Below are 13590 nucleotides of genomic sequence, written 5' to 3'. Positions count from 1 at the left end.
CCACGACGACGTCTTCATTCAGGAGTAGCACATGGCCACCAGCAGCCAGAAGTTCATCGCCAGGAACCGCGCCCCGCGCGTCCAGATCGAATACGACGTCGAGCTCTACGGCGCCGAAAAGAAGGTCCAGCTCCCGTTCGTGATGGGCGTGCTGTCGGACCTGTCCGGCAAGCCGACCGAGCCCCTGGCGCCGGTGGCGGACCGCAAGTTCCTCGACTTCGACGTCGACAACTTCGACGCCCGCATGAAGGCGATGAAGCCGCGCGTGGCCTTCAACGTGCCCAACACCCTGACCGGTGAAGGCAACCTGATGGTCGACATCACCTTCGAGAGCATGGACGACTTCTCGCCGGCCGCCGTGGCCCGCAAGGTGGACGGCCTGAAGCAGCTGCTCGAAGCCCGTCAGCAGCTGGCCAACCTGATCACCTACATGGATGGCAAGGTCGGCGCGGAACAGCTGATCGCCAAGGTGGTCAAGGACGAGGCCCTCCTCAAGTCCCTGGCATCCGCCCAGAAGCCCGCCGACGGCGGCGACGCCCAGTGATGGCGCGGTCATCCGTCGCCCACTGAAACCAGACTCCGGAGCATCCCACCATGGCAGAAGATACTCTCGCCCAATCCTCCGCCGCGCTGCAGGGCATCTCGTACGAAGGCAACGAGTTCGCCCAGCTGCTGAACAAGGAATTCAAGCCCAAGACCGACGAGGCCAAGTCCGCCGTCGAGCAGGCGGTGCTGACCCTGGCTCAGCAGGCGCTGTCCCAGACCTCGCTGATCGGCAGCGATGTGATCGTGTCCATCGAGGCGATGATCGCCGAGCTGGACAAGAAGCTGTCCGAACAGCTGAACCTGATCCTGCACAACCCCGAATTCCAGCAGCTCGAAAGCGCCTGGCGCGGCCTGCACTATCTGGTCAACAACACCGAGACCGATGAGCAGCTCAAGATCCGCGTGATGAGCATCTCCAAGCAGGAGCTTGGCAAGACACTCAAGCGCTACAAGGGCACGGCCTGGGATCAGAGCCCGCTGTTCAAGCGCGTGTATGAAGAGGAATACGGCCAGTTCGGCGGTGAGCCTTTCGGCGCGATGGTCGGTGACTACTACTTCGACCACAGCCCGCCGGACGTCGAGCTGCTTGGCGAAATGGCCAAGGTGGCTGCCGCCGCCCATGCCCCGTTCATTGCAGCGGCCAATCCGTCGGCCATGCAGATGAGCTCCTGGCAGGAACTGGCCAACCCGCGCGACCTGACCAAGATCTTCGGCACGCCCGAATACGCCGCCTGGCGTTCGCTGCGTGAGTCGGACGATGCCCGCTACATTGGCCTGACGATGCCGCGTTTCCTGGCGCGTCTGCCCTATGGCGCCCGCACCAATCCGGTTGAAGAGTTCAACTTCGAGGAAGACACCGGCGGCGGCAATCACAACGCCTACACCTGGGCCAACTCGGCCTATGCGATGGCCACCAACATCAACCGTTCGTTCAAGAACTACGGCTGGTGCACCCGCATCCGCGGTGTGGAGTCCGGCGGTGCGGTGGAGAACCTGCCGACGCACAGCTTCCCCACCGACGAAGGCGGCGTGGCCATGAAGTGCCCGACCGAAATCGCCATCAGCGACCGCCGTGAAGCGGAGCTGGCCCAGAACGGCTTCATGCCGCTGGTGCACCGCAAGAACTCCGACTTCGCGGCCTTCATCGGCGCCCAGTCGCTGCAAAAACCTGCGGAATACGACGATCCGGACGCCACCGCCAACGCCAATCTGGCCGCGCGCCTGCCTTACCTGTTTGCCTGCACCCGCTTCGCCCACTACCTGAAGTGCATCGTGCGCGACAAGGTCGGCTCCTTCAAGGAGCGCGGCGAAATGGAGCGCTGGCTGAACAAGTGGATCATGAATTACGTCGATGGCGACCCGGCGAACTCGTCGGAAGTCACCAAGTCGCAAAAGCCGCTGGCCGCTGCCGAAGTGCTGGTGGAAGAGATCCCGGGCAACCCCGGCTACTACACCTCCAAGTTCTTCCTGCGTCCTCACTATCAGCTCGAAGGGCTGACGGTGTCGCTGCGACTGGTGTCCAAGCTGCCGTCGCAAAAGGGCCAGTAAGCCTGCGTGTTCCATCCCGTCACCGAGGGAGGGCCGGTCCGCCGGTCCATCGGTCAACAGTTCCGGGCCACCGGCCCGTTTTTGCGGTCCCGCCCGCTTTTGAAGTGGGACCGGTTATCACGAGTCCATCAAGGAGAGAACCATCATGTCGATTGACGCCAATCTGAAACTCGCCGGTGTTGAAGGCGAATCCACCCACAAGGACCACAAGGGCGAGATCGACCTGCTCGCATGGTCGTGGGACGCACGCCAGGAAAGCACCGCCGCTGCCGGCGGCGGCTCGGGCAAGGGCAAGGGCATCCCGGGCCAGCTGGTGTTCGCGCACTACTACGACAAGGCTTCCCCGGTGCTGGCCAAGGCCTGCGCCAGCGGCAAGCACTTCGACAGCGCCGTCATCACCTGCCGCAAGGCCGGTGAAGGCCAGCAGGACTTCCTGAAGATCACCCTGAAGCAAGTGCTGGTGACCTCGGTGTCGCCGTCGGCCAGCGCCGGTGGTGACATCTCGGAAAGCGTGGCCCTGAGCTACGCCGACATCGAGTTCGAGTACAAGGCTCAGAACGAGAAGGGCGCCCTGGGCGGTGCTGTGAAGTTCGGCTGGAACGTCGCGACCACCGAAACCCGTTGATCCGCGCCTCGTTGCGCTGACCAGCAACGGGCCACTGCGGTGGCCCGTGTCTCATGGAGCTTCACATGTCTCTCTCGAACAGCGGCGGCAGCGCCGACATGTACCTGGACCTGACCCTCAAGCGCGCGGGCAAGGTCAAAGGCGAATCCGTCTCGCCGGGTCACCAGAACGACATCACCGTCTCCGGCTTCGCCTGGGGCGTGGGTGCGGGTGGCGATGCCGTCGCAGGCCAGAGCATGGGCCGCCGCAGCTACCGGCAGCTCACCATCACCAAGCAGCTCGACAGCGCCAGCACCGCCCTGATGAGCGCGGTGGCCACCAACGACGAAGTGCGCACCGCCAAGCTGAGCCTGCGCAAGGCCGGCGGCGAGCAGCAGGACTTTTTCAGCATCACGCTGGAGAAGGCCCGCGTTGCGACTTATGACATCGATGTGGATCAAGAGGGCCAGCCCGTTGAACGCATCACCCTGAGTTTCCAGAAGGTGGCGGTGGAATACCGCAACCAGAGCGCCACCGGCCAGATGGGCGGCACCTGCACCTTCACCGACGACCTCACCTGAGGCCGCAGAAAGTTTTCTCATGAGCGCAGTGCAAGACCTGATCGCCGCCGGCAAGCCGGCCGAGGCCCTGGCCGCCGTGCAGCAGCTGGTGCGCCAGCAGCCGCAGGACGCCAAGTTGCGGGTGCTGCTGTTCCAGCTGCTGGCAGTGAACGGCCAGTGGGCCCGCGCCGCCGCCCAGCTGGAAGTCTGCGGCGAGCTGGACGCCGCCACCCTGGCCATGGTGAACACCTACCGCGAGGCGCTCAAGTGCGAGCTGGTGCGCGAGGCAGTGTTCGACGGCAAGACCACGCCGCTGGTGATGGGCGAGCCCGCCGAGTGGGTGGCGTCGATGGTGCAGGCGCTCAAGCTGGATGCCGACGGCGACCATGCCGCGGCCCAGCGCATGCGGGCCCAGGCGCTCGAACAGGCCCCGGCCACGCCGGGTTCGATCGACGGGCAGGGCTTTGAGTGGATCTGCGACGGCGATTCACGGCTGGGTCCGATCCTGGAAGCGATCATCAACGGTCGTTATTGCTGGGTGCCGCTCTCGGCGCTGGCCAAGATCCAGATCGAGCCGCCGGAGGACCTGCGAGACCTCGTCTGGGCCCCGGCCTTCCTTGAATTCCCGAACGGCGGTGGCTCGGTGGCCCTGATTCCGACCCGCTATCCCCGTACCCACGCCAGCGCGGACCCGCGTGCGTGGATGTCCCGCCTGACCGAATGGCAGCCGCTGGGCGGTGTGTCCGATACCGTCGAGGGCGCCGGTGACCAGTATGCGGGCATCGGCCAGCGGGTGCTGATGACCGACGTGGCGGAAGCCGGTCTGCTGGATACGCGGCTCATCGAATTCGCCGTCGAGCATGCCTCGGACCGTTCGGATCCTTCCGGTGCAGGCGACGCGGCTGACGGGGCCGACGCCTGAGGGCTCGGCCCGCTGACCCCGCCCGAGCGCTGTCTCCCTGCCGCACCGCCTCACTGCATCGCCTTCACGCCTTCACGCCCCCATGAGCCAGCAGCCCACCCGCGACCGCCTGCAGCCGGCCCTCCTGGACCGGCTGACGGATGACGACCCGACCAGCCGTGTCGAGGCCGAGGAGCGCCGCATGATGTCCAAGTCGCAGCTGCGCCAGGCGGTGCTGCGCGACCTGGGCTGGCTGTTCAACGCGGTGCAGCCGGTGGGCAAGGCGCTGGAGTCGCATCCGCAAGTGGCGGCCAGCGTGCTGAACTTCGGCCTGCCGGCGCTGTCCGGTCAGCTCGCTTCCAAGATCGACGTGAGCCATGTGGAGCGCGCCATCCGCCAGGCCATTCTCCGATTTGAACCCCGCATCCTGGAGAGCACGCTGGAAGTGCGCGCCTTGGAGGCCGACAGCGTGCTGGACACCCACAACGTGATTGAATTCGAAATCCGCGGCCACCTGTGGTCGCAACCGGTGCCGCTGGAAATTCTGCTGCGTACGCAGATGGACCTCGAGGCCGGTCAGGTGCAGGTGAGGGAGGCTTGAGCATGGATCCGCGCCTGCTTCGCCTCTACAACGACGAACTCACCCACCTGCGGGAAGTGGGCGGCGAGTTCGCCCGCGAGTTTCCCAAGATTGCCGGCCGGCTGGGCATGGAAGGCACGGAGGTCGCCGACCCGTATGTGGAGCGGCTGCTGGAAGGTTTTGCCTTCCTCTCGGCCCGGGTGCAGCTGAAGCTCGATGCGGAGCATCCGCGGCTGATCTCGCATCTGCTCGAATCGATCTACCCGAATTTCCTCGCGCCGGTGCCATCGATGATGGTCGCGCGTTTCTCGGTCGACATCACCGATCCCAACCTGGGCAAAGGCTACCCGGTTCCGCGCAACAGCACGCTTCAATCGGGCCTGCCGCGGGGTCAGGACACCCGCTGCGAATTCCGCACCGCCCATGACGTCATGCTCTGGCCGATCGAGCTGGTGCAGGCGCAATACTTCACGCACGCCCCGGATCTGCCGATGAACCGGCTGCCCGGCGCGGCCGGTTATCGCGGCGGACTCCGGCTGCGCATCCGCAGTGGCGGGGGCATTCCGCTGCGTCAGTTGCGGATGGACCGGCTGCAGCTCTACATCAGCGCGCCCGACGACGTCGCCTTCCGTCTGCATGAGCTGGTGCTCGGCGCTTCCGTCGGCAGCTTTGTCACAGGCGCCGGGGTGGACGGCCTGAATGCTGGCGCCCAGTGGCGGGACGGCACCAGCGTCACCCCGGTCGGCTATGAGCCGAACGAGGCGCTGCTGCCGGACACGCACCGCACCTTTTCCGGCTGCCGCCTGATTCAGGAAGCGGCCGCCATGCCGCGCCGTTTCCTGTTCTTCGACATCCAGGACCTGGCCGACCGCCTGGCCCGGGTCGATGGGCAGGAAGCGGACCTCGTCGTCTTCTTCAGCCGCCCGGATGCGGGGCTGGAAGCGCTGGTGGACGTGGGCAGCCTGGCGCTGCACTGCACCCCGGCCATCAACCTCTTTCCCAAGCGGCTGGACCGCATCCAGCTCGGCCCGGGCAGCTGGGAATATCACGTGGTGCCGGACCGGACCCGGCCGATGGACTTCGAGGTGCACAGCCTGCAGTCCGTCATCGGCTACGGCGCGGGACACGTCGGCCAGCAGACCTTCCGGCCGCTGTACGCCACCTATCACGAACCTTCCGGCGAGGGCGCGGGCTACTACACCGCCCGGCGTGAGCCGCGTCTGCTGTCGTCGCGCCAGAAAGAGCAGGGGCCGCGCACCGGCTACATCGGCGAGGAGATGTTCCTGTCGCTGGTGGATCCCAAGCATGCGCCGTATCGCGAAGACATCCGCCAGCTGTCGGTCACGGCCCTGGTGAGCAACCGCGATTTGCCGACGCTGCTGCCTCACAACGGCAGCGCCAGCGCCACGCCCGGTGCATGGCGGCTGGATGCCGCGGGCCCGGTGCTGCGGGTGGATGCGATGCACGGCCCGACCCGACCGGTGAGTCGCCTCCCGGTGGGCGACGCCGGCTGGAGCCTGGTGGGCCTGCTCACGATGCAGCAGCTGCCGTTTGCCGACGAGACGCCGTCCCAGGCGGCGTCGACGCTGCGCCGCCTGCTGGCGCTGTACGGGCCGCCGGGGGATCCGTCGTGGCAGCGGCTGGTCGATGGCGTGCGGCATGTGACGGTGAAGTCGGTGGTGCGCCGGCTGCCGTTCACCGGTCCGCTGAGCCACGGCTGCGGCGCCGAGATCGACCTGGAACTGGATGAACTGGCCTTCCAGGGCCACAGCGCCTTCCTCTTCGGCAGCGTGCTGGAGTACTACTTCGCCCGCTACGCAGCCATCAACAGCTTCACCCAGTTGCGCCTGCGTTCCATGCAGCGCGGCGAGTTGCGCCGCTGGCCGGTGCGCCTGGGCGGTGAGCTGCTGCGCGAACCGGGCGGGAGCCTGGTGTGAGCGACACCGCCTTCGAGGCTTTCCTGGACGACGTGGGGGAGGGCGCCACGCCGGCGTCCGAGCATGCCGCAGCCCTGCAGGCCCTGTTTGCGGATGTCGAGAAACGGCCCTGGTCGCACGACTTCTTTGCGCTGCTACGGCGCATCGAGGGCCTGTCCCCGCATCTGCCGCGACTGGGCCGTGCCGCCCGGCCGAGCCTGGAGCCGATCCGCCTGGGCGAAGAGGCGGAGCTGGATTTTGCGCCGGCCGCGCTGGCCAAGCTGGAGCCCACCGGTGCCGGCGTGCCGCGTCTCGGGGTGCGCTTCTTCGGTCTGCTGGGCCCTCAAGGGCCGCTGCCGCTGCACCTGACGGAATACGCCCGTGAACGCCAATACCAGCGCAATGACCCGACGCTGGCCCGCTTCCTCGACGTTTTCCATCACCGGCTGCTGACGCTGTTCTACCGCGCATGGGCCCAGTCCCAGCCCGCCGTCCAGCACGACCGCCCGTTGGCCGACCGCTATGCCGCCTGGCTGGGCGCTGCGACGGGACTGCCCGGCGGCTGGCAACCCAAGGACTCGCTGCCGCAGACGGCTCGCCTGTTCAATGCCGGCCTGATGGGTTCCCGCAGCCGCCATCCCGAAGGCCTGGCGAAGATCCTGTCGCAGCACTTCCAGGTGACCGTTCGCATTGACGCGCATGTGCCGCAGTGGCTGCCGCTGGAAACCGACGAGCGCACCCGCCTCGGTTTCGCGCGCAACCGCAAGGAGCGCATCGGGCTGCCTCCGGCAGCGCTGGGGCGCAGCACCACCATCGGCACCAAGACCTGGGACCGGCAGTACCGCTTTCGCGTGGTCATCGGCCCGCTGACGCGCGCGCAGTACGACCGCTTCCTGCCGGATGGCAGCGCGTGGCGCCCCTTGAATGACTGGATCCGCCAGTACGTCGGCCACAGCCTGCGCTGGGAGATCCAGCCGGTGCTGGAGCGTCAGGCAGTGCCGCAGGCCACCCTCGGACACCAATTGCGCCTGGGCTACACCAGCTGGGCCGGCCGCACGGGCCGCGCCATGCCCGACAACGACCGCGGTGACCTGCGACTGCGCCCCTGGTCTGTGGCGCTGGGCCACGCCGGCCGCCGCACCGACACCACAACAATGCGACCCCCACAGGGAGAGACCTCATGAGCGAAATTTCTCGCACCAGCCTGTTTGGCAAACTGAATCCGCTGGCCTACAAGGCCATTGAAGGCGCGACCGTCTTCTGCAAGCTGCGCGGCAATCCATTTGTGGAGCTGCAGCACTGGATCTATCAGATCCTCAACACGCCGGATTCGGACCTGCACCGCATCATCAAGCACTACCAGCTGGATGCGGCGCAGCTCTCGGCGGACCTGATGGCCTCGCTGGACCGGCTGCCGCGAGGCGCCTCCTCGGTCACCGATCTGTCGAGCTGGGTGGAAAACGCGGTGGAGCGCGGCTGGGTGTATGGCTCGCTGCTGTATGGCGACGGTCAGGTTCGCACCGGCCACCTGGTGGTGGGTCTGCTCAAGACGGCGTCGATGCGCAATGCGCTGCTCGCGTTGTCGCGCCAGTTCGAACGCATTCCGGTGGACGACCTGAGCGAGAACTTCGCCAAGGTGGTGGAAGGCTCGCCGGAGCAGGCGATGCGCGCCGCCGAACCGGGCGCTGCGCCCGGCGATGCCAGTGGGGCCATCGCGCCGGCGGCCATGGGCAAGCAGGAGGCGCTCAAGCGCTTTGCGGTCGACCTGACCGAGCGTGCGCGCCAGGGTGAGATCGACCCGGTGGCCGGCCGTGATGAAGAGATCCGCCAGATTGTCGACATCCTGATGCGCCGTCGCCAGAACAACCCGATCCTCACGGGCGAGGCGGGTGTTGGCAAGACGGCGGTGGTGGAAGGCTTTGCGTTGCGCCTGGCGCAGGGCGACGTGCCGCCGCAGCTCAAGGACGTGTCGCTTTACATGCTGGACATCGGCCTGCTGCAGGCCGGCGCCAGCATGAAGGGCGAATTCGAGAATCGCCTGCGGGCGGTGATCGACGAAGTGCAGGCCTCGCCCAAGCCGATCATTCTGTTCATCGACGAAGCGCACACCCTGATCGGTGCGGGCGGCGCGGCCGGGACCGGCGATGCGGCCAACCTGCTCAAGCCCGCATTGGCGCGCGGCAAGCTGCGCACGATTGCTGCCACCACCTGGGCCGAATACAAGAAGCACATCGAAAAGGACCCCGCACTGACCCGCCGCTTCCAGGTGGTGCAGGTGCCGGAGCCGGACGAAGCCAAGGCGGTGCTGATGCTGCGCGGCGTGGCATCGGTGCTGGAAAAGCATCACCGGGTGGCGCTGCTGGACGAAGGCATTGAAGCCGCCGTGCGGCTCTCCCATCGCTACATCCCCGCGCGTCAGCTGCCGGACAAGGCGGTGAGCCTGCTGGACACGGCTTGCGCCCGCGTCGCGGTGAGCCAGCATGCCACCCCGGCAGAGCTCGAAGACACGCTGCGCCGCATCCAGGCCCTGGAAGTGGAGCAGGAGATCATCCAGCGTGAAGCCGCCATCGGCATGGACGTGACCGAGCGTCGCAACCGCGTCGCTGCTGAACTGGACCTGGCGCAGACACGCCGCACCGAGCTGGAAGCCCGGCACGCCCGCGAAAAGGGCCTGGTGGACCGCGTGCTCGAACTGCATGCGCTGCTGCGCAAGGAAGGCGAAGACGCGCCGTCCGAAGCGGACCGGGAGACGCTGCTGGCCGAGCTGAAGACGCTGCGCGCCGAGCTGGCCGAACTGCAGGGCGACGCGCCGCTGATCCTGCCGACGGTGGACGAGCAGGCCGTGGCCAGCGTGGTGCAGGACTGGACCGGCATCCCCGTCGGTCGCATGGTGCGCAATGAACTGCAGGCGGTGCTGCAACTCGCGGACACGCTGAACCAGCGGGTGATCGGTCAGCGCCATGCGCTGGAGATGATCGCCAAGCGGATCGAAGTCAGCCGGGCCCGCCTGGACAACCCCAACAAGCCGATCGGTGTGTTCCTGCTGGCCGGCACTTCAGGCGTCGGCAAGACCGAAACCGCGCTGGCCCTGGCCGAGGCGCTGTATGGCGGTGAGCAGAACGTCATCACCATCAACATGAGCGAATTCCAGGAGGCGCACACCGTCTCCACGCTCAAGGGTTCGCCTCCGGGCTATGTGGGCTACGGCGAGGGCGGTGTGCTGACCGAGGCGGTGCGCCGCCGGCCCTACAGCGTGGTGCTGCTGGACGAGGTGGAGAAGGCCCATCCGGACGTGCATGAGCTGTTCTTCCAGGTCTTCGACAAGGGCTGGATGGAAGACGGGGAAGGGCGCTACATCGACTTCAAGAACACCATCATCCTGCTGACCAGCAATGCGGGCAGCGACCTGATCATGAAGCTGTGCGCCGATCCGGAGCTGATGCCGGAACCGGACGGCATTGCCAAGGCGCTGCGTGAGCCGCTGCTGAAGGTGTTCCCGGCGGCACTGCTGGGGCGGCTGGTCACGATTCCGTACTACCCGCTGAATGAAGAGATGCTGGGGCAGATCATCCGTCTGCAGCTGGGCCGTATTCAACGCCGGGTGTCGGACAACCTGGGTGTGCCGTTCAGCTATGGGGAAGATGTGGTGAAGCTGGTCATCAGCCGCTGCAATGAGGTGGAAAGCGGCGGGCGGGTCATCGACGCGATCCTCACCAACACCGTGCTGCCGCGCATCAGCCGGGAGTACCTGACGCGGCTGACGCAGGGCCACAGCATTGAGAAGGTGGCGTTGAGTGTGAAGGATGGGGACTTCGAGTACGGGTTTGATTGAGGGGATCGATCCAGGCGGCGCAGACGGCACGCGGCGGAGTGACCGGCACCGGCGTGTGAGCGACGGTGTGCTCCAATCCGCAGCATGAACCCGGAACTCTTTCCCCAACTGCTCGGCCTGACCAACCTGGACGAGGCGCTTCACCTGGCGGTGGCGGCCCATGCCCACGGCGATGCCGCCCTGACCCCCGCCCGCATCCAGAAGTTGAAGTCCGACTTCCTGATGCTGACCGAACTGGGTGTCGTGTTCTCGTTCTCCAGCCGCGACGCGTTCCAGCGCGAGTACGGCGCCCCCAGGGGCGAGGGGCCGCGGGTCCTCAGCGGCATCTTCTACTACCCCCAGGGCAGTGAGGAAGTGGAGCCGTACGACGGCGTAACACCGCTTGCCGAGGGGACCGTGGAGACCCGTGAGGAGGCCCTGGCCGCCTATGGCGAGCCGGAAGCCTCGGACGGCGAGGACGATGCGGTGGAATGGGAGCAGTGGGTCGTGCAGGGCGTTGAGCTCTCTGCCGATTACGACGAGGACGGCGATGTGCTGTGCCTCACCGCCGCACTGCCCATCCAGTAAAGCTTGCGGGGGTGGGTGCAAGCCCCGGGATCCCCCCGTCCCCTGATTCAGCGCGCCATGACTTTGGTCGCTTTCGCGCCAGTTCCAGGCGGACTACCGTCCGCGGATCGCCCATCCTGGATCTGCCATGGCCGTCCCATTCCGACTGAAGACCCCGCTGTCCGAGGACGTGCTGCGGCTGCACCGCTGCGTCGCGCGGGAGCAGCTGAGCGAGCTGGGCGAAACAGTCCTGACGCTGCTCAGCGAGCATAAGGACGTGCACGCGGGCGACCTGCTCGGCAAGACCGCCCAGGTCACCGTCGCCCTGAGGGACGATGCTCCCCGGCATCTGTCCGGCTTCGTCACCCGGTTTGCCCTGCGCGGGTTCGAGGGCCGGTATGCGGTCTACGAAATGACCTTGCGGCCCTGGCTCTGGCTGCTGACCCGGACGGCCGACTGCCGGATCTTCCAGGAACTGACGGTGCCCGACATCGTCAAGGCCGTCTTTGACGACCACCCCGTTGCGAAGTTCGAATTCCAGTTGAATCGTCCGTACCGGACCTGGAAGTACTGCGTCCAGTACCGCGAAACCGACTACAACTTCGTGGCCCGGCTGCTGGAGCACGAAGGCATCTACTGGTACTTCACCCACGACGAGAGCGGCCACAAGCTGGTCCTGACGGATTCCGCCACCGCCCACGACTGCGCGCCGAATTGCGAGATGCTGCCGTTCTACGGGGGCAGCTCCCAGTCGCCGCCCGCCCAGGAATATGTGGACCACTGGAGCGCCGTGCGGAGCATGACCGCCGGCAAGGTCGTCATCACCGACTTCGACTTCGAGCGGCCCTCGGGCGCGCTGGAGACCAGCCAGGCCCGTTCCCGTGACTACGATCTGTCCGACAGCGAGATCTTCGACTTTCCCGGGGGCTATCTCCAGTCGTCCGACGGGTCTCAGTATGTGGAGGATCGACTGGACGAGCTGCAGACCTCGCATGCGTATTTCGAGGCCAGCTGCAACGCGCAGGGCGTGTGCACCGGCCACCGCCTGTCGCTCACCCGGCATCCGCGGGAGGACCAGAATGCGGACTATCTGGTCACCGGCACCACGCTGCACCTTCAGCAGGCCACCAGCGAATCCGGCGCTGGTGAATCCTCGCTGAGCTGCAGCTTCACCGCCATCCCTGCCGAGCAGCAGTTCCGCCCCCCGCGCCGCACGCCCAAACCGGCCGCGCCCGGGCCGCAGACCGCCATCGTCACCGGTCCGTCCGGGGAAGAGATCTTCACCGACCGATACGGCCGCGTGAAAGTGCAGTTCCATTGGGACCGCCGCGGCCAACGCAACGAAAAAAGCTCCTGCTGGATTCGCGTGTCGCAGCCCTGGGCCGGCAAAGGCTGGGGCGGCATCTCCATTCCGCGCATCGGGCAGGAAGTGGTGGTCGACTTTGTGGAAGGGGATCCAGACCAGCCCCTCATCACCGGCCGGGTCTACAACGGCGAGCAGATGCCGCCCTTTGACCTGCCGGCCGGCGGCGTGGTGAGCGGCATCAAGTCCAAGAGCCACAAGGCCACCGGCTACAACGAGTTCTCGATGGACGACACGGCCGGCAAGGAAATGATCACCGTGCATGGGCAATTCGACATGCAGTCCACCATCGAGCATGACCAGACCCTGGTCGTGCACAACAACCGCACCGACACCATCGATGTGGACGACACCGAATCGGTCGGTAACAACCAGAAGCAGACGGTCGGGAACAACCAGTCGATCAGCATTGGCGTGAATCAGGACATGTCGGTGGGCTCCAACCGCACGGTGAAGGTCGGCGCCAATGAATCGCTCACGGTGGGCGGCCATCAGAAGGAAGATGTGGGGGGCACCCATACGCTGACGGTGGGCGGGGCCGACAGCCAGAGTTTCGGATCCACCCAGACGGTCACCGTGGCACTGGCCAAGGCAGAGACCATTGGCGCCGCGTACGCGCTGACCGTGGGCGCCGCCATGAACCACCTGGTGGGTGGCGCGCTCATGCAGGAAGTGGGCGGCGTGAAAATCGTCGGTGTGGGTGGCCTGAGCAAGGAAACCATCGGCGTGAGCAAGTCCGTCAGCGCCGGCACCAACATCTCCGACAGCGCGGGGGCCAACATGAGCCGCACGGCGGGCGCCAAATATTCGGTGAAGTCCGGCGCCACCATGGACTTCAATGCAGGGGCCAATTATTCGGTGAACACCGATGCGAGCGCGGTCATCAACGCCAAGGACCAACTGGTGCTGAAGTGCGGATCGGCCTCCCTGACCCTCAAGAGCAATGGCGACATCCAGCTCAAGGGCGCCGACATCACCGTGATCGGCAGCGGCAAAGTCAATGTGAAGGCCAGTGGGGACATCACGCTCAAGGGCTCGAAGGTCAATCAGAACTGAGCGGACCTCAGCGGCGCCCGATGCCAGCGCATGTCGACGGGCCGCAGCGCCCGGTAGCCGTGAACAAATACCGCTGGAGCGGTCGCCTTGGCGACACGGTTGGAAACGTCCGCGCGTGACCAAAGGTAAGCCATCGTG

Annotated in this window: 11 protein-coding genes; all 11 read left to right on the top strand. The window is 66.3% G+C overall.

Annotated features, from left to right (window positions below; translation table 11 throughout):
- Positions 1–31 precede the first annotated feature (31 nt).
- Entirely contained in the window at positions 32–544 is a 513-nt protein-coding gene (tssB, locus tag FHS28_RS03235; RefSeq protein ID WP_088449109.1) for a type VI secretion system contractile sheath small subunit, read from the top strand.
- A gap of 50 nt (positions 545–594) precedes the next feature.
- Positions 595–2094: a type VI secretion system contractile sheath large subunit gene (tssC, locus tag FHS28_RS03230; RefSeq protein WP_088449110.1), complete on the top strand. Its 1500-nt coding sequence runs from the start codon at positions 595–597 to the stop codon at positions 2092–2094.
- Positions 2095–2221: 127 nt separating this feature from the next.
- A complete protein-coding gene (locus FHS28_RS03225) occupies positions 2222–2719 on the top strand; it encodes an Hcp family type VI secretion system effector (protein ID WP_310736746.1) in 498 nt (165 codons plus the stop codon).
- 65 nt (positions 2720–2784) lie between these two features.
- Entirely contained in the window at positions 2785–3279 is a 495-nt protein-coding gene (locus tag FHS28_RS03220) for an Hcp family type VI secretion system effector (RefSeq protein ID WP_184294081.1), read from the top strand.
- Positions 3280–3298: 19 nt separating this feature from the next.
- Entirely contained in the window at positions 3299–4180 is an 882-nt protein-coding gene (locus FHS28_RS03215; protein ID WP_088449113.1) for a type VI secretion system accessory protein TagJ, read from the top strand.
- Between the two features lie 82 nt (positions 4181–4262).
- Positions 4263–4760 (top strand): type VI secretion system baseplate subunit TssE, encoded by a 498-nt coding sequence (gene tssE, locus FHS28_RS03210; protein ID WP_088449114.1) that lies wholly within the window; start codon positions 4263–4265, stop codon positions 4758–4760.
- Positions 4761–4762: 2 nt separating this feature from the next.
- Positions 4763–6676 (top strand): type VI secretion system baseplate subunit TssF, encoded by a 1914-nt coding sequence (gene tssF / locus FHS28_RS03205; protein ID WP_088449115.1) that lies wholly within the window; start codon positions 4763–4765, stop codon positions 6674–6676.
- A complete protein-coding gene (gene tssG / locus FHS28_RS03200; RefSeq protein WP_088449116.1) occupies positions 6673–7839 on the top strand; it encodes a type VI secretion system baseplate subunit TssG in 1167 nt (388 codons plus the stop codon). The genes tssF and tssG overlap by 4 nt, the downstream gene beginning before the upstream one ends.
- Positions 7836–10487 (top strand): type VI secretion system ATPase TssH, encoded by a 2652-nt coding sequence (gene tssH / locus FHS28_RS03195; RefSeq protein ID WP_088449117.1) that lies wholly within the window; start codon positions 7836–7838, stop codon positions 10485–10487. The genes tssG and tssH overlap by 4 nt, the downstream gene beginning before the upstream one ends.
- An 84-nt stretch (positions 10488–10571) precedes the next feature.
- On the top strand, positions 10572–11054 hold the full coding sequence (locus tag FHS28_RS03190; RefSeq protein WP_088449118.1) for a hypothetical protein: 483 nt from the start codon (positions 10572–10574) through the stop codon (positions 11052–11054).
- Between the two features lie 127 nt (positions 11055–11181).
- Positions 11182–13452, top strand: a complete 2271-nt coding sequence (locus FHS28_RS03185) for a type VI secretion system Vgr family protein (protein WP_088449119.1) — start codon at positions 11182–11184, stop codon at positions 13450–13452.
- The last annotated feature ends 138 nt before the right edge of the window (positions 13453–13590 follow it).

Origin of the sequence: Roseateles terrae (assembly GCF_014192155.1) — a bacterium.
Taxonomy (GTDB): domain Bacteria; phylum Pseudomonadota; class Gammaproteobacteria; order Burkholderiales; family Burkholderiaceae_C; genus Roseateles; species Roseateles terrae.
Note: the sequence above shows the minus strand (reverse complement) of the source record. Positions and strands in the feature narration are given on the sequence as shown.